Below are 16693 nucleotides of genomic sequence, written 5' to 3'. Positions count from 1 at the left end.
TCCATTTAACCAACATTATGACAACAATAGCAGACAGAATATCAATCGCCCAGAGTAGAATTAGTCAAGCGGCGCAAAAGTGTTCACGTTCATCGGCCGAAATAAGCCTATTAGCAGTGAGTAAAACCAAACCGATCAGTGACATCATTGCCGCTTATCAAGCGGGGCAACGTCTATTTGGTGAAAACTATGTCCAGGAAGGCGAAACTAAAATTACTGCCTTGCAGGCTGATTACCCAGATATCGAATGGCATTTTATCGGCCCGCTGCAATCGAATAAAAGCAAAATTATTGCCGAACATTTTGATTGGATGCATACCTTAAGTCGTGCCAAAATTGCCCAACGTTTGCATGAACAACGTCCAAATGACAAGCCGCCATTAAATGTGTGTATTCAAGTCAATATAAGCCAGGAACAATCTAAGTCGGGCGTTAATCCTGAGGATGTCGCCACGTTAGCACTTACTATCGCCTCTTTGAGCAATCTTAAGCTGCGCGGATTAATGGCTATCCCAACCGCGACTGATGACGTACAACTTCAACAACAAGAATTTAGCCAATTAAAGCAACTTTTTGACCAACTTAAGCAGCAATATCCTAGCGTCGACACCTTATCAATGGGTATGAGCGGCGACATGGACATCGCCATCGCCAACGGATCAACCATGGTACGCATTGGCAGTGCGATCTTTGGTGAAAGATAAAATCAACAGCCTAGAACGCTTCGCTGCTAGGTCGCTTCGCGGCTAGATGCTATAAAATCAACAGCCTAGTCGCGAAGCGACTCAATCTTAGCAGCGAAGCTGTTCCTAGAAGCGAAGCGCTCTATTCGCGCTGCGGCCTAGCAGGACGAAGTCCGCCCTAGAACCTAGAAGCGTAGCGTCCTAGGGCTGAATTAGGTAACATACACTGCAGTTGGACATAAATTCACTCTTTAATTGGATACAGACTTAATGACTCAAGCAAAAGTATGTTTTATCGGTGCGGGCAATATGACTCGTAGCATTATTAGTGGCTTAGTTAAGCATGGCTATCCTAGTGACCTTATTCATGCAACCAATCCAAGCAAGGGTAAATTGGATGCGTTGCAGCACGATTTTGCGATTCAAGTTTCCCACGATAATCATGCAGCGGCACAAACTGCCGATGTCATCGTGTTAAGCGTAAAACCTCAATTAATGGCAACGGTTTGTGAAGACTTAAGTTCACTGGATTTAACCAATAAGTTAATCATCACTATCGCTGCAGGTATTCCAGCGTCTCGTTATCAAGTCTACTTTAAACAACCTATCAAACTTATTCGCACTATGCCTAATACTCCGACTCAAATTGGCTATGGTATGACAGGTATTTATGCCGATGACAGTATTTCTGCCGAGCACAAAGGGATTTGTGAAACTTTAATGCAAAGCGGCGGTAAAGTGGTTTGGGTTGATAAAGAAGCGGAATTAGATCAAGTGATAGCCCTTGCAGGCAGCTCTCCGGCTTATTTCTTCTTGTTTATCGAGTCAATGATCGCCTCTGGCGTCAACATGGGGATGGCTGAAGACAAAGCAAGACTCCTTGCCGAGCAAGCCGCTTTGGGGGCCGCGCAGATGGTGATACAAAACCAACAGTTATCGGTAACCGAACTGCGTCAAAATGTTATGTCAAAGGGCGGAACTACAGCTAAAGCCGTTGAAACGTTTCAACAAGGCGGTTTAGTCGAATTGGTCGATAAAGCCATGACAAACTGCGTTGCTAGAGCCCAAGAAATGGCTAAAACATTCTAACGTTATGAGATGAACGATTATTTAACTTACGGTTAACCTCTTTGGTGTAAAATAGTTGCGTAAAACTAAGCTTATAAACACCAAATCTGAGTGATAATCCGTTATATTGTTAACTCAGTTAGTCGTACAGTTAAATATTGACGCAGTTAATTTCAGTGCTAATTCACACTCTAATCTGCGCTCTAATGTAAGTACAAGATTAAGCACTAAATCACATCAACGTAAGGCAACATACATGAATGCAATGAGTTTTTTAGTCAACACTCTGTTTGACTTATACCTAATGATCGTCATTCTTCGTTTTTGGCTACAGCTTGCAAGAGCGGATTTTTATAATCCATTTAGCCAATTTGTGGTTAAAGCGACACAACCGATTATCGCACCAATGCGTCGACTATTACCGTCTGTAGGACGTTTTGATACTTCATCAATGGTACTGGCACTGATTGTCGTGTTGGTCAAAATGTTAGTGCTTACTTTCATTGCAGGGGCAACTGTAGATATTGTTACCTTGTTATTATTCTCAGTGATCTCTGTCGTAAAACAAGCTGGCGTGTTACTTTTTTGGATGTTACTTATCCGCGCAGTATTGAGTTGGTTCAACCAAGGTTATAACCCAATTGTGATGGTGATGACCCAATTAACAGAACCTATTTTAGCGCCAGTACGCAAAGTGCTACCCGCTATTGGTGGCTTAGATCTATCTGTATTAGTGGTATTTATTGCGATGAATTTCATTAATATGTTGTGTGCGCAATATATCCCGTTTTGGTCAATTATTTAGATGTCGAACAAATCTAACTAATGAATCCAGTCAGCTATATTAACGATGAGCAGCAAGGTGACTTGCTGCTTTTTGTGTATGTACAACCCAAAGCCAGCCGCGATCAAATTGTCGGTTTGCATGGTAACGAATTAAAAATAGCTATCACAGCGCCACCGATTGACGGTAAAGCAAATGCTTATCTGTCTAAATACCTTGCAAAAGCCTGTAAAGTGGCCAAAAGTCAGGTTCATATCCTTAAGGGTGAACAAGGTCGTCATAAGCAAATTAAAATATGCCAACCGCAGATTATTCCGCCTGAAATAGCCGCCCTTTTGTGACTGTTTCTCCTATAATAACGTTATAGCTCATGCCCGCTAAGGACTAAATTATGTTCCAATCATTGCGTTTATGTCGCCCATTATTACAAATATTATTGTTGTCACTAATAACGATGACCAGTATCGGCTTCGCTCAAGCAGAACAAAAACAACAAGTTGGTAATTTTGATATTCATTACATGGCGCTCAGTAGTACCTTTATTACCCCAGAAATAGCAAAAACCTACGGAATAGAACGTAGTAGTTACAATGGATTGGTGAACATTACCGTGCTCAATACGAATCTAGAAGGACACCCTGCTGTCCCAGTTGAAATTTCAGGAATCGCCAATAACTTAATTGATGCCCGCGTAACTCTGGATTTTAAAGAAATTCGCGAAGGGAAATCCATCTATTACATCGCAGAAGTGCCTTATCGTGATGATCAAGATGTCAATTTTACCATTGCCATTAAGCACGGCAACCAGCTAAACACCTCATTGAAATTCAAACAAAAATTCTATGTAGATTAAGGCCTAAAATCTCGATAACGAGCGATGACAAGCGAAAGAGCCTAGAGCGAAAGAGCCTAGAGCGCTGCGCTGCTAGGACGCTTCGCGGCTAGATCCTATACAAGCAAAAAGTGCAGCGCTCGCTCGTCATACTTGCTATCGTTTGTTAACGCCATTACTTCTTGCTACCGCTGTTACCGCTTGTTATCGCTTTTCATCGCTGTTACCGATCGATATCGCTTTCATCGCCGTTACCGCTTGTCATCGCTTGCAATAGCCTATCGCGGGGTAGTTAGAGTATAATGACGGCAAATTTACCCTCATCTAAAAACTTATGCATACCTTAGTTAAACAACAAATTGTTCTTGCCAGTGGCAACAAAGGCAAACTTGCCGAATTTGATCAAATGCTGACAGCATTTAATATTGAAGTATTACCACAGAATCAATTTAACGTGACAGAGGTTGCAGAGACAGGCACTACATTTGTAGAGAACGCCATCATTAAAGCTCGCCATGCCGCTGAAATAACCGGTAAAGCGGCAATTGCAGATGACTCAGGTATTGAAGTTGATGCACTACAAGGCCAACCAGGGATTTACTCTGCCCGTTATTCAGGAGCCAATGCAACCGAAACCAGCAACTACCTCAAGCTACTTGATGCATTGCAAGGTGAAACTCTTCGAAGTGCCCGTTTCCAATGCGTACTGGTTTATATGCGTCATGCAAAAGATCCTACGCCTATTATTTGCCAGGCTTCATGGGAAGGGACAATCAACCATGCTCCACAAGGCGAGCAAGGCCATGGTTATGATCCCGTATTTATTCCGCAAGGTTTTGAGTGCTCGGCAGCAGAGCTAACTCGTGAACAGAAAAATGCCCATAGCCATCGAGGCAAAGCACTTGAGTTATTAGTGAGTGCCATGAAAGCTCAAGGTATCATTTTATCGAACAGTACATCGAACAATACTTCTGGCGGCCACCAATAAATGATATTGCAATTACCCCCACTTAGCTTGTATATCCATATTCCTTGGTGCGTGCAAAAATGCCCTTATTGCGATTTTAACTCCCACGGCCAAAACGGCGAGTTACCACAGCAACAATATGTCGATGCATTATTAGAAGATTTAAAACAAGACTTGGCGTATGTTCAAGGTCGAAAGGTGCATACCATTTTTATCGGCGGTGGCACGCCATCGTTATTTGATGCTAGTCAAATTCAACGCATACTTGAAGGCGCGCAAGCGTTAATCCCTTTTGAAGATAATATTGAAATCACCATGGAAGCCAATCCTGGCACATTAGAGCACGACGACTTTAGTGCTTACCGCGCAGCGGGTGTCACGCGCTTATCTATTGGAGTGCAAAGTTTCTCAAAAGAAAAACTTAATCTGTTGGGACGCATCCATAATGAGGATGAAGCCAAAGTGGCGGCAGAAAAAGCCAAGCAAGCAGATTATTTAAGTTTTAATCTCGACTTAATGCACGGTTTACCGAACCAAAGCTTTGACGAGGCCATGCACGATATCGACACGGCAACGGCTTTAGCTCCACCGCATCTTTCTTGGTATCAACTCACCATTGAACCCAACACCTTGTTTCATTCAAAACCGCCACAATTACCAGACGATGAAAACCTGTGGCAAATATACGAACAAGGTCAGCAGCGCTTAGCGGCATTAGGTTATGAGCAATACGAAATATCAGCCTATGCAAAACCTGGATTCCAATGTCGCCATAATCTTAATTATTGGCAATTTGGCGATTACCTTGGCATCGGTTGCGGCGCCCACGGTAAAATAACCCTGCCCGGCTCAAATCGGATTGTACGTACCGTAAAAATAAAGCACCCTAAAGGCTACCTCGCTGCAGATAAATATACCTTTGAAACCACAGATGTCGTTGAAGAAGACCGCCCATTAGAATACTTAATGAACCGTCTAAGGTTGATGACTCCAATCCCTAAAACTGAATTTGAGCAGCGTACAGGCCAATCTGCAGAGGTAGTAAAACAAGGAATGCAAAAATCAATTGAACGGGGATTATTGACAGAAACCACAACGCATTGGCAATTGACGTCCAAAGGCCACATGTTTGTAAATGATTTGCTGTCTCAGTTTATTTAATTTACCAGTCGATTGAATAAAATAATATGACTCGCGGTTTTCTTTTTCAACCGTTAACTGCGAGTCAATAATCAAAAATCTGCTTCTAGCGCCACAATTTACTTACCTTAAATACACACTTTCTAACATTTCTATTCACACATTTAGGCAAAGCTTGATTAGGATATGCGCTTATAACTTAGGTACTTTGGGAAGATATCAATGTCTATTAAAACTAAAACAACTCTCGTTGCTGTCGCATTATCAAGCTTATTAAGCGCATCAGCCATTGCGAACTTGCACAACATGCCGCAATTGAGCCAACAAGAAAGTACAGCGACATCAAGCCAACAAACTGAATCAGAAAAAGCCAACGTATTGTTTGAAGCCATTTTTATGGAAAATGTAATGGCGAATCCGGTTAACCAAACTTACCTGGGCATCAAACAAGATTACGGCAAGTGGAATGACTTGTCTGATGCTGCTGCAGATGCTGATTTAGCCCGCAGTAAACAGCAACTAATAAGATTAACTCGCCTTGATGCCAATAAATTAAATGAACAAGCTGCGCTCAGTTATGAACTGTTGAAGGCCAGCTTAGAGCACAGTATTAGCGACGATAAATGGCGTTATCACACCTATCCGATTAACCAAATGTATGGCGTCCATTCTGTGGTGGCTTCATTATTGATTAACCAACATCAAATAACCGATGAAAGTGATGCTAAAGCTTATATTAGTCGTTTGAACGGCATACCAACACTACTTGCACAATTAGAAACCTCATTAGAAATTCGCGCTAAAAAGCATATTATCGCGCCAAAATTTGTTTTCCCATATGTAATTTCCGATAGTAAAAACATTATCACTGGCGCCCCATTTACAGAGACTGGAAAAGACAGCGCGTTATGGGCTGACGCAAACCGTAAGATAAATAAACTCGATATAACTGATGGCAACAAACAAGCCTTATTAGTCGAAGTAAAACAGGCTCTGCTTACTAAGGTAAAACCTGCCTATGAGCAGTTAATCACCTATACCAAGTCACTTGAAGCTCGAGCCGATACTCAAGATGGAGCCTGGAAACTGCCTGACGGAGAAGCGTTTTACAATAACGCCCTCGCCCGCACCACTACAACCGATATGACCGCAGACACTATCCATGATCTTGGCTTATCTGAAGTTAAGCGAATTCATGATGAAATGCGGGTCATTATGAAAAAGGTACACTTTGCCGGCAGCTTACAAGAGTTTTTTGTGTTCATGCGCGATGATAAGCAATTTTATTACCCAGAAACTGATGAAGGCAAAACGGCATATCTCGCCCAAGCAAAATCGCTGATCGATACTATGGAGTCTCGTTTAGACGAAGTGTTCACGATTAAGCCTAAAGCCGAATTAGTGGTACGAAAGGTAGAAGCGTTTAGAGAAAAATCAGCAGGTAAAGCATTTTACGATCAACCTGCACCAGATGGTTCTCGCCCTGGAAGCTATTACGCTAATTTATACAAAATGGAAGCGATGCCAAAGTATCAGATGGAAGCGCTTGCTTACCATGAAGGGATCCCAGGACATCACATGCAAATTGCTATTGCACAAGAACTGCAAGGCATTCCAAAATTCCGTAAATTTGGCGGTTACACTGCTTATATTGAAGGTTGGGGACTTTACTCAGAATATTTCCCGAAGGAAATGGGCTTATATGCCGACCCATACTCTGACTTTGGTCGTTTATCGATGGAGCTATGGCGCGCATGCCGTTTAGTGGTTGATACTGGGATACACGCTAAAAAGTGGACTCGTGAGCAGGCTATTGCCTATTACGTTGAGAATACTCCAAACGCTGAGTCTGATGCGATAAAAATGGTCGAACGCCATATTGTTATGCCATCACAAGCTACTGCGTATAAAGTAGGTATGATTAAAATATTACAACTACGTGAGCAGGCTAAAAAGGCGCTAGGAGCCAAGTTTGATATTCGCGAATTTCATACTGTAATCCTTAAAAATGGACCATTGCCATTAGACATACTTGAAGAGCAAGTAAATAAGTGGATTAAGCAGGTTCAATCGCTGTAATTTTTAATCATTAATCCACTCGAAACATAAAACGGCAACCTCAGGTTGCCGTTTTGCTTTATCAATTTCCACAAAAAAATAACCCCAGAACAAAGTCTGGGGTAAACCAAATAAATTAGGATGATGGTTTTAAGGTTGGCATTATTTTAGTTCGAAAACCATTGCCAACACTGACTCAAAATTTGCTACCTTGCCGATTTGTACATCTCACTGAAAAGGGGTCATTTCTCAGAAAAACGTAGGGTTCAAATCATTTCGAATCAACTGAGCACTATTGTATTGATATCAGAACAGAGTTCAACTAGTTAACAAATGTAAATTGCTAAACCCTTGATTAGCAACTTACTAATAAACTAATCAATCAACACCTTAAGCACTTTAAAATCAGCCACTTAATACAAAGCCACAAGGCAAGCTGCGGCTTTGTTCTAAATTTGAAATAATGTTTCCACTTTTACTTACGAAGTTTATACAAATGATCGAACTTAGCATCCCAATAAGGTGGGCTGCTGATGTGCGTTTTAATAAAATCAATGAACGCACTGACTTTTGGAGCTAGATGTTTACGACGAGGATACACAGCTTGTAATGGAAGATTGTGAGTCAACTGCCAATCAGGTAACAAAGGAATCAATGTTCCTTGAGCGATTTCATCTTCCATTAAGTAACTGGCTAAATAGACAATGCCTAAACCACTTACTGCGGCCGATTTCAATGCTGGCGCATTATCGACACGGAAATTGCCTGATACGCCTATTTCGCAATAATCTTCACCCTTTTTAAATTGCCACATGCTGTGCTCATGCCACTCACCTTGATACACCAAACAATTGTGTTCAACCAATTGCTCTGGGCGGCTAATGTTACCATGTTGGGCAATATAACCCGGTGATGCGACTAACAAGAACTGACATTTCATTAACGGTCTTGCCACCATACCCAGCGGCAATTGCTCAGACATGGTTAACAATAGGTCTAAGCCTTCACTAACAACATCGACTTTATGATCAAGTAAGCTCACTTGCAGTTCAAGCTCTGGATGCCTTGCCATAAATGCTGGTAAAGCTGGAATAATGTGCATGGTGCCAAATGATTGTGATATCCCAACTTTTAATACACCACGAGTTGCATCATTTAAGTTGTGAACACTTGAAACGGCCTGCTCTGCATCACGAAGGAGTTCTTCACCTTGTAGATACAATAAATTACCGGCTTCAGTAAGGCTTAAACTGCGGGTTGTACGCTGAATAAGTTGCACACCAAGTTTATGTTCAAGATCTGCAACTTGAGTACTTACTTTAGATTTAGAAATGCCAAGACGTCTGGCTGCAGCACTAAAACTTCCTGCACGTGCAACATGAGTAAAAATTGCGATAGGTTCTAACAGTTCTAACATGAAAGTCGCCTTAAGCTGGTTACGACATTAATAAAAATTTCAGATATCTGTTAGCCATTGCTGGTAACTAAACCTTGCTTAGCATCAATATCGACACTCAGATATTATGATTGTTGCTGCCAAATGAGCATCAAAACAAACTAATATCTTTAATCAACACTAACAAATGAAGATTCTGAAATATAACCACATCTAAAGTAGAGTGTAATTTTGTAATAATTCTCACGAGTATAACAAAAAAAGCCTCTATGGCTCTATATTTATAATTGACAATTTTTTTATCAGAACAAAGCAACACGAGCTATAGCGGTAAACCAGCTAGAATTGGCCCCAAAAAAAAGCCCCTGTGTCTTCAAAAAGAGCACAGGGGAAGGTCAGGTGTCCGGGAAGACAGGTTGAACAAAATAAATTTACTCTTTTAGCTCGCCTAGCTTGGCCAATGTATAAGGTGCAAGTTCTGGTATGGATTTACGCACTTGGCTTTCTAACACTAATAATCCTTCGAAATTATCACAAATTTTATCGGCTCGTTGTTCAAGGCCTTGTGATTGCGACTCAAGTTGTTGCTCGATGTCTTTACCGACATTGTCCATTTTTTGTGAAAAGGTATTCATTTTTTCTTCAAATGAACCGCCTTCAGAAGACATGATCTGGCTACCTAATGTCATCATTAATGATCCCATTGAGTTGGTGACCATTTGTTCTATCTCTTGTTCAAACTCTTCATTAAATGCATGTTCAATTGAAGAGTCTGTTGAACCTAAATAAAACTTATCGCCTTGCTGATACGCCATGGTGTCAATGCGTGTTTGAATCCCTGTCATTAGCTTATCAATTTGGCTACCAGTGGCGTCGCCAAATATTGGGGTTAATGCCATATTGACTGCTTGAGATGCTATTACGACAACATCACCAACCAAATAAATTACCTCAGGTACTTGACGAGATAGCTCATCAGAATATTGAGTGAGTAACGTTTGTTGTTTAGCGGTTAAGGTGACTTTTTTACCGTCTACATATAGTTGATCGAGTTCAACGCGATATTTCTCGGATCCATTATCACTAATCTGCAATTTTTTTGGTTCAACAGTAACGTCATAGTTTAATGTCACATTGCACTTTTCATCATTAATGGACATTTTTGCCATGGCGGGAGTTAGCGCCCCTACTGTGAATAACATGCTGGTTAACGCTACACTACAAATCAACTTCTGTTTGGTCATGATAAAAATCCTTTTGCTATACATATATCAATAATTAGCTCGTATATGAGCTTTATAAAGCACAAGCTATGCCAATAGTTATAACTACATGACTTTTAATAGATTAATGATAAAATAAGACAATATATAAGCTAATGAATATACAATAGCGGAAGTGTATTCGTAAAATAAACCAATAAATAGTCTATTTTACCAATCTCAATAATAATTAATCTATCTAGGGCCAGCTGAGCTTCAGGATGAATTTTACTGCAGTTTGTATTTTGCTAGACAAGTAAGCGTATACGACGTGTGGCTGTTCTAGATAAGTAAGCAATAACCTAGGCGAAAAGAAGCCACTAAAACTGCCCAAGTGGGCAGTAAAATGACTTTTAAACGTTTTGAGTCAATATTATAGATTCAGATTTGATATACAAAGAGTGAGTACGTTAAGGTCGAACAACGTTAACCGCGAAAGATTAGCCCTTGTATAAACTAAAAAATTGAACGGCCTAACTGTTGGCTTAAATGTTCTAACATGGCTGTGCCCGCAAGCGAGTTACCATTATTGTCTAGCTCAGGTGACCACACACAAATAGACATATCACCAGGAATAACCGCAATAATGCCGCCCCCCACGCCACTTTTACCGGGCATACCTACTCGATAAGCAAACTCTCCTGCGCCATCGTATAATCCAGATGTCGCCAGTAATGCATTGAGTTGCCGAGTTTGCACCGGCGAAACTAAGCTGTCACCATCGAGTGTCTTACCGCGATTAGCCAAATAGAACATCGCACGGGACAAGTCAGCGCAATTCATTCTTAATGCACAATAATGAAAATAACTTTTAAGTACGGTATTGACGTCGCCTTCAAAATTACCAAATGACTTCATTAAATAGGCAATAGATGCATTACGTGCACTGAACTGGAACTCAGAATCCGCCACAACTTTATCGTAGGCTAACGTCGGGTTCTGGCTCAATTGACGCACAACCTCAAGCATACGATGCTTAGGCGCCCCTAAACGGGCTTGCAACAAGTCAGCAATAACTAGCGCACCGGCATTAATAAAAGGGTTGCGAGGTTTACCGCGTTCTAATTCGACCTGTACCAGCGAGTTAAATGAATGCCCTGAGGGTTCTTTACCCACACGACTCCAAATTTCATCTTCAGTATATAAATTAAGTGCCTGAGTAAGGCTAAAGACTTTAGAAATACTTTGAATTGAAAAAGGCTCAAGGTAATCACCGGCACCAATTGTTTGGCCATCAAGGGTAGTAACGGCAATCCCTATTTTGTTAGGGTCAACGCAGGCAAGCGCAGGAATATATCCTGCAACCTTGCCTTTACCCAATAGCGATCTTACTTTATCGACGGCTTGTTGAAGTAATAATTGCTCAGGCAATTTAGCTTAACCCCACCAGATATCGTACAAATCACTCACTTCGAGGTTAGAAACTGGCTTGTCTTTCCAGAATGCATTCACTGCTGCGGTATCTTCATCAGTACATTTACCGATAGCTTGGGTAGCAATAATACCTTCCCATTGCTTGTGTCCACCACCGTGGAAACCTAATTGACGAGGTTCAATGACCTCAACAAGAAACTGATCAACTAAGTTATCAATATCTTCTTCAGATACCGACTCATCAAAAGTCCAGTTGATTTCAAAGCCTAATTCTTGAAACTCATCAACTCGTAATTTTTTACGTAAACGACGACTACGATTTTGCGCCATGGTGTATTCTCCGATTGCTGAAAGTATAGTTGTGATTAAGCAGTACGCTCAAACATGATATCCCATACGCCGTGACCGAGTCTGTGGCCTCTTGCTTCAAACTTGGTAAGCGGACGATGCTCTGGACGTTCGACAACTGTACCAGTTGTTGATTGATTTTTATAACCTTCTGCTGCATTCATTATTTCTAACATATGCTCGCTGTAATTTTCCCAATCGGTTGCCATATGAAATACACCACCGATTTTAAGCTTACGGCGGATAAGTTGTACAAATTCAGCTTGTACAATCCGGCGCTTATGATGACGTTTTTTATGCCATGGGTCAGGGAAAAACAATTGTACGCGCTCGAGTGAACCATCAACAATGCTGTGCTCTAGCACTTCCATTGCATCATGATGATATACACGTAAGTTAGTCACTTCAGCTGCACCGGCATCAGAAAGACACGTACCAATACCAGGTTTATGAACTTCTATGCCAATAAAGTTTTGCTCTGGGGCAGCTTTTGCCATTTGGACTAATGATGCCCCCATACCAAAACCGATTTCTAACACGGTATCAGCATCGCGACCAAACACTTGAGTTAACTCCAATGCTTGTGGAGTATAATCAAGTCCCATTGATGGCCAATGTGCTTCAATTGCTTGAGATTGGCCTTTGGTTAAACGGCCTTCGCGTAAAACAAAACTTCTGATTTTACGAATATACTTACCGTCTTCGTTAAATTCAGCTGTGGTAACGTCGCTCATCTTTGCCTCATTGTCTACGTACTTTGTTGTGCTGTGTTACTAAATGTCTAACCGTTAGGCTGCCACTCTTTATCAACACATTACGCATTTGCTATCTGTGATAGATCAATTTTAAAATCAGTTGGGCATTATACCTAAACTCATTGCACATGTTTACGCTAATTTAGTGCAAACGTGTGATTTAAAATAGCAGTGCCACTTGTGTAATAAAATGGCTATGGCTACACTGCGCCCATGAAAAATCTGACTCCATTTTCTGAGCGTATCATCGCTTGGTATGACCTACATGGTCGTAAATCACTGCCTTGGCAGATCAATAAAACGCCTTACCGTGTTTGGGTGTCGGAGATCATGCTCCAGCAAACCCAAGTCGCGACGGTTATTCCCTATTATGAAAAATTTATGGCGCGTTTCCCCAGCGTGGTAGATCTTGCTAATGCTCATCAAGATGAGGTGCTGCATTTGTGGACTGGCCTAGGTTATTACGCCAGAGCACGCAATTTACATAAAGCAGCCCAACATATTCGTGATGCTTTTAATGGCGAGTTTCCTACTCAGTTTGATGATGTGCTCGCGTTATCTGGAATCGGTAAATCAACTGCTGGCGCAGTATTATCCTTGTCGCTCGGTCAACACCACCCTATTTTAGACGGTAATGTAAAACGAGTATTGGCCCGACATGGTGCTATTGAAGGTTGGCCAGGGCAAAAAAACGTTGAACAACAATTGTGGCAATTAACCGATACGTTCACACCTGCCAAAAACGTTGAAAAGTTTAACCAGGCAATGATGGATATTGGTTCAAGTGTTTGTACTCGCAGTAAACCTAATTGTGCAGCCTGCCCTGTAGCAATTGATTGTGTGGCTCAACAGACGGGTCATCAAAGTCTATATCCCGGTAAAAAACCTAAAAAAGTGACACCAGAAAAATCAGCTTTTATGCTGGTATTAGTCGACAACAGCGGAGATTCTGTAAAAGTTCAGCTTATCCAACGCCCACCTGCAGGTATTTGGGGGGGGTTATGGTGTTTTCCGCAATTTGAACAGCAAGCAGAATTAGAAGATTATTTAACGTTGCATAATTTGACAGCGTCAGAACAAGGGCTTGCTGGGTTTAGGCATACATTCAGTCATTTCCATCTTGATATTCAACCAGTATTAGTTGAACTATCTGTCGATCAAGCAACAGGCATCATGGAACAAACCCCGGCTCTCTGGTATAACATAGAGCAACCTGCGAAAGTCGGGTTGGCAGCCGCCACAGAACGTATTTTGGCTAATTTAGCCGTACTTTTCGCGACATATTAGTTTTTAGTGTAATTAAAGTTAGTAAGGAATCACATGGCTCGCACAGTTCACTGTCAACACCTAAACAAATCAGCTGACGGCTTAGATTTTCAGCTTTACCCAGGCGAATTAGGTAAGCGTATTTTTGACAATATCAGTAAAGAAGCTTGGGGCTTATGGCAAAAGAAACAAACCATGCTCATTAATGAGAAAAAGCTCAATATGATGAATGTTGATGACCGCAAATTTCTTGAAGAGCAAATGACTCACTTTTTATTTGAAGGTAAAGACGTTGAAATTGAAGGCTATGTTCCACCTGCTGAAGATGAATAACCTAGTAATATAATAGATAACTATATTAAACAACAAAGCCGCTTAACTTAGCGGCTTTGTTTTTGGTTATCAATGACTAAATCCGACAGCTTATTGTTTAACGCCTTCCACTACCAATGCTAATTCAACGTTAGCAGAAGCTGGACCTAAATCCATTTTGACACCAAAATCTTTCATCGCAAAAGTGGTTGTGCCGCTAAAACCAGCACGATATCCACCCCATGGATCTTTACCTTCACCAATAGCAACGGCATCAATGGTTAACGGCTTTGTCACACCATTTAAGGTAAAGTCACCATTAATCACAAACTGGTTATTGCCTTTATCAACAATCGAGGTTGATGAAAAAGAGGCTTCAGGGAATTTACTGGTATTTAAAAAGTCTTCGCTGCGTAAATGCTTGTCACGCTCGGCATGATTAGAATCAACACTGTTAGTATTAATGTTAACATTCACTTTGCCATCTGCGACTTTGTCAGCATCGAAACTGAAGTCGCCAGAAAACTCATTAAAGCGCCCAACCACAAAGCTATAACCCAAATGGCTTACACTAAATTGAATTGATGCATGCGCACCTTGAGTGTCGATAACATAGTCGGCAGCATTAACAGCAACAGGTAACATAAACGTTGCACTGATAAGTGCTGCTATAAGGTGTTTTTTCATGGTTTTTTATTCCTTTAAGTTAATAACAAGTAGATATATAAAGAGGTATTGATATATTCATCAAACATAACGGTTAATATATTCAACGGTTAACAATTCAACGGTTAAACAATTCGATTATTTGCTAATACGATTTGGCATCAGCATTCTTTTAAGGGTGTTATCTTTATCAATAAAATGATGCTTAATCGCACCAGCTGCATGCAACACAACCAAGCCAATTAAGCTATAGGCAAGGTATTGATGTATTAACCCCGCTATATCAGCTTGATCATCAATAAAAGCATTAGGAAATGGCACGGCAAACCAGTCAAAAATCCAAATATCTCGACCATCGGCTGTCGAAATCATAATTCCTGAACTCATAATGAGTAACATTAGCGTATAAAGAACAGTATGAGCCCACTTTGCCAAGCGTTTTTCCCAAGGCTGATGATTCGATAATGGGCTCGGAGTGTGTGATATCCCTCGCCAAACTAACCTTAATAGCGTTAACCCAAGTAAAAGCAAACCGACACTTTTATGCAGATGCGGCGCAGTTTGGTACCAACTACTGTAGTAGGTAAGATCTACCATCCAATAACCTGCACTAAATAGACCAATAACTGCGATGGCGGACAACCAGTGGAAAAAAATGGTTACTAAGCCATAGCCAGCTGAAGTGTTCTTTAACATGTCTTACTTTCCTCTAAAAAAGTCACAACATTTTAACGTTAATTTTAGGAAAGAAAATCAGTAAAAATAGCCGAAATCGTTCTATAAAATAGAAGTAACAGGTATTAAAATAGCGAACAACCAAATAATTAAGCAACTACTCATTAAACATGTCTCAATTGTAGTCATTAATTATCAAATAGCATCTAGGATGTATTAATCTTTCTTGGCTAAATATTTTCAAGATAAACGGCTTAGTTTTTTATATTAAAAGACAGCGCAGTGTTAGACATTAAGTCTCTCACTACGCTTATGCACTGTAACAAACATATTCTATAAAGATTAAACTGAACTCTTCGGGCAGCGTTTGTGGCTTCTTTCTACTGCGTTATCGCTTACTGTTTACTGCTTAATGCTTAATGCTTACTGAATAACGAATAACGACATACCATAGCTCTGTCTGGTATCAATAGTCACCACAGTTAACGTTAAAATTGATCTTGAAAGATCTTAAGGCCTTAAATAACCATATCCGAAGCACCTCTATCCCGTTGAGTAAATGCCCTAACATTTCAGCTCACATAAATTATGAGAAACGACGCTACAAAAAGTTCACTCATTGACATGTAAATAAGTTGTTCATCGGCCTAACAACTCAAGCTTACCGTTCTTGAACTTGCAATTAAAGCGAGGACACTAACCATAAGTTAAAAATCAAACGGGTCTAGTGCTGAGCAAAAAACAAATGACGAATTCAATTTTCTGGTTTCTCTTTCGTTATTTTATTTAATCGTCAGCAAACTTCTACGACTTTATTCTTACCGATTAACACTTACAAACTACTTTTAGCGTTAAAAATCGATAAAAAACCACCAGTTTGCACATTAACTAGCCGAACGAGTAAAAACATTTGAAAAACCACTTGCACGATAAAAACCATCACTATACTATGTGCGCACTCCAGACGAGACAGGCATTGATTACCAAGTTAATACCTAGTCTGCAGTGATTAACTAACGCTTAGTTAGTTGCCCGAATAGCTCAGTCGGTAGAGCAGAGGATTGAAAATCCTCGTGTCCCTGGTTCGATTCCGGGTTCGGGCACCAT

General features: G+C 40.7%; 17 protein-coding genes and 1 tRNA gene. 11 read left to right on the top strand and 7 right to left on the bottom strand.

The features are described from left to right. Positions 1 to 17: 17 nt before the first annotated feature. From AAEY98_RS19695 to AAEY98_RS19660, 8 genes are all read left to right on the top strand, one after another. On the top strand, positions 18 to 704 hold the full coding sequence (locus AAEY98_RS19695; RefSeq protein ID WP_351019002.1) for a YggS family pyridoxal phosphate-dependent enzyme: 687 nt from the start codon (positions 18 to 20) through the stop codon (positions 702 to 704). Between the two features lie 249 nt (positions 705 to 953). Beyond that, positions 954 to 1772: a pyrroline-5-carboxylate reductase gene (gene proC / locus AAEY98_RS19690; RefSeq protein ID WP_351018999.1), complete on the top strand. Its 819-nt coding sequence runs from the start codon at positions 954 to 956 to the stop codon at positions 1770 to 1772. 235 nt (positions 1773 to 2007) lie between these two features. Next, entirely contained in the window at positions 2008 to 2556 is a 549-nt protein-coding gene (locus AAEY98_RS19685; RefSeq protein WP_101086407.1) for a YggT family protein, read from the top strand. Positions 2557 to 2576: 20 nt separating this feature from the next. Next, entirely contained in the window at positions 2577 to 2876 is a 300-nt protein-coding gene (yggU, locus tag AAEY98_RS19680) for a DUF167 family protein YggU (RefSeq protein ID WP_101086406.1), read from the top strand. A 113-nt stretch (positions 2877 to 2989) separates the two neighbouring features. Next, positions 2990 to 3388 (top strand): DUF4426 domain-containing protein, encoded by a 399-nt coding sequence (locus AAEY98_RS19675; protein WP_351019071.1) that lies wholly within the window; start codon positions 2990 to 2992, stop codon positions 3386 to 3388. A gap of 313 nt (positions 3389 to 3701) precedes the next feature. Next, a complete protein-coding gene (gene rdgB / locus AAEY98_RS19670) occupies positions 3702 to 4355 on the top strand; it encodes an RdgB/HAM1 family non-canonical purine NTP pyrophosphatase (protein ID WP_162024381.1) in 654 nt (217 codons plus the stop codon). Beyond that, entirely contained in the window at positions 4356 to 5495 is a 1140-nt protein-coding gene (gene hemW / locus AAEY98_RS19665) for a radical SAM family heme chaperone HemW (protein ID WP_101086403.1), read from the top strand. Positions 5496 to 5696: 201 nt separating this feature from the next. Further along, complete coding sequence (locus tag AAEY98_RS19660; protein WP_351009542.1) at positions 5697 to 7553, top strand: DUF885 domain-containing protein; 1857 nt, start codon at positions 5697 to 5699, stop codon at positions 7551 to 7553. Between the two features lie 454 nt (positions 7554 to 8007). On the opposite strand, the gene AAEY98_RS19655 is transcribed toward AAEY98_RS19660, so the two are convergent. From AAEY98_RS19655 to trmB, 5 genes are all read right to left on the bottom strand, one after another. After that, positions 8008 to 8949, bottom strand: coding sequence for a LysR family transcriptional regulator (locus AAEY98_RS19655; RefSeq protein WP_101086401.1), 942 nt, complete (start codon positions 8947 to 8949; stop codon positions 8008 to 8010). 410 nt (positions 8950 to 9359) lie between these two features. Next, entirely contained in the window at positions 9360 to 10172 is an 813-nt protein-coding gene (locus tag AAEY98_RS19650; RefSeq protein ID WP_351018994.1) for a YggN family protein, read from the bottom strand. 474 nt (positions 10173 to 10646) lie between these two features. Beyond that, positions 10647 to 11561, bottom strand: coding sequence for a glutaminase B (glsB, locus tag AAEY98_RS19645; RefSeq protein WP_101086399.1), 915 nt, complete (start codon positions 11559 to 11561; stop codon positions 10647 to 10649). 6 nt (positions 11562 to 11567) lie between these two features. Beyond that, a complete protein-coding gene (locus AAEY98_RS19640; protein ID WP_101086398.1) occupies positions 11568 to 11894 on the bottom strand; it encodes a YggL family protein in 327 nt (108 codons plus the stop codon). A gap of 35 nt (positions 11895 to 11929) precedes the next feature. Then, on the bottom strand, positions 11930 to 12646 hold the full coding sequence (trmB, locus tag AAEY98_RS19635) for a tRNA (guanosine(46)-N7)-methyltransferase TrmB (RefSeq protein WP_351018991.1): 717 nt from the start codon (positions 12644 to 12646) through the stop codon (positions 11930 to 11932). A 234-nt stretch (positions 12647 to 12880) separates the two neighbouring features. Here trmB and mutY point away from each other — a divergent pair, with 234 nt between their 5' ends. Both mutY and AAEY98_RS19625 read left to right on the top strand, forming a co-directional pair. Next, on the top strand, positions 12881 to 13954 hold the full coding sequence (gene mutY / locus AAEY98_RS19630; protein WP_351018988.1) for an A/G-specific adenine glycosylase: 1074 nt from the start codon (positions 12881 to 12883) through the stop codon (positions 13952 to 13954). Between the two features lie 33 nt (positions 13955 to 13987). Further along, entirely contained in the window at positions 13988 to 14266 is a 279-nt protein-coding gene (locus tag AAEY98_RS19625) for an oxidative damage protection protein (protein WP_101086395.1), read from the top strand. 90 nt (positions 14267 to 14356) lie between these two features. Here AAEY98_RS19625 and AAEY98_RS19620 read toward each other — a convergent pair whose 3' ends face one another. Together AAEY98_RS19620 and AAEY98_RS19615 are read right to left on the bottom strand one after the other, a co-directional pair. After that, positions 14357 to 14932, bottom strand: coding sequence for a YceI family protein (locus tag AAEY98_RS19620; protein WP_351018985.1), 576 nt, complete (start codon positions 14930 to 14932; stop codon positions 14357 to 14359). 117 nt (positions 14933 to 15049) lie between these two features. Then, positions 15050 to 15607 carry a cytochrome b gene (locus tag AAEY98_RS19615; protein ID WP_182745080.1) on the bottom strand — a complete coding sequence of 186 codons (558 nt, stop codon included), beginning with the start codon at positions 15605 to 15607 and terminating at the stop codon, positions 15050 to 15052. 1009 nt (positions 15608 to 16616) lie between these two features. Between AAEY98_RS19615 and AAEY98_RS19610 the strand changes: the two genes are divergently transcribed. After that, positions 16617 to 16692: transfer RNA gene (locus AAEY98_RS19610), tRNA-Phe, on the top strand. Position 16693 lies beyond the last annotated feature (1 nt).

It is taken from the genome of Shewanella sp. AC91-MNA-CIBAN-0169, assembly GCF_040310165.1.
Classification (GTDB): domain Bacteria; phylum Pseudomonadota; class Gammaproteobacteria; order Enterobacterales; family Shewanellaceae; genus Shewanella.
The sequence above is the reverse complement of the archived record's forward strand: the minus strand, read 5'-3'. Positions and strand labels throughout refer to the sequence as shown.

Excerpts from the sequence above, each read along its gene's own strand:
- AAEY98_RS19620 (WP_351018985.1), bottom strand. The coding sequence starts at position 14,932 with ATGAAAAAACACCTTATAGCAGCACTTATCAGTGCAACGTTTATGTTA.
- mutY (WP_351018988.1), top strand. The coding sequence starts at position 12,881 with ATGAAAAATCTGACTCCATTTTCTGAGCGTATCATCGCTTGGTATGAC.
- hemW (WP_101086403.1), top strand. The coding sequence starts at position 4,356 with ATGATATTGCAATTACCCCCACTTAGCTTGTATATCCATATTCCTTGG.
- rdgB (WP_162024381.1), top strand. The coding sequence starts at position 3,702 with ATGCATACCTTAGTTAAACAACAAATTGTTCTTGCCAGTGGCAACAAA.
- proC (WP_351018999.1), top strand. The coding sequence starts at position 954 with ATGACTCAAGCAAAAGTATGTTTTATCGGTGCGGGCAATATGACTCGT.
- AAEY98_RS19650 (WP_351018994.1), bottom strand. The coding sequence starts at position 10,172 with ATGACCAAACAGAAGTTGATTTGTAGTGTAGCGTTAACCAGCATGTTA.
- AAEY98_RS19695 (WP_351019002.1), top strand. The coding sequence starts at position 18 with ATGACAACAATAGCAGACAGAATATCAATCGCCCAGAGTAGAATTAGT.
- AAEY98_RS19685 (WP_101086407.1), top strand. The coding sequence starts at position 2,008 with ATGAATGCAATGAGTTTTTTAGTCAACACTCTGTTTGACTTATACCTA.
- AAEY98_RS19625 (WP_101086395.1), top strand. The coding sequence starts at position 13,988 with ATGGCTCGCACAGTTCACTGTCAACACCTAAACAAATCAGCTGACGGC.
- AAEY98_RS19675 (WP_351019071.1), top strand. The coding sequence starts at position 2,990 with ATGACCAGTATCGGCTTCGCTCAAGCAGAACAAAAACAACAAGTTGGT.
- trmB (WP_351018991.1), bottom strand. The coding sequence starts at position 12,646 with ATGAGCGACGTTACCACAGCTGAATTTAACGAAGACGGTAAGTATATT.
- AAEY98_RS19655 (WP_101086401.1), bottom strand. The coding sequence starts at position 8,949 with ATGTTAGAACTGTTAGAACCTATCGCAATTTTTACTCATGTTGCACGT.
- AAEY98_RS19615 (WP_182745080.1), bottom strand. The coding sequence starts at position 15,607 with ATGTTAAAGAACACTTCAGCTGGCTATGGCTTAGTAACCATTTTTTTC.
- AAEY98_RS19640 (WP_101086398.1), bottom strand. The coding sequence starts at position 11,894 with ATGGCGCAAAATCGTAGTCGTCGTTTACGTAAAAAATTACGAGTTGAT.
- yggU (WP_101086406.1), top strand. The coding sequence starts at position 2,577 with ATGAATCCAGTCAGCTATATTAACGATGAGCAGCAAGGTGACTTGCTG.
- AAEY98_RS19660 (WP_351009542.1), top strand. The coding sequence starts at position 5,697 with ATGTCTATTAAAACTAAAACAACTCTCGTTGCTGTCGCATTATCAAGC.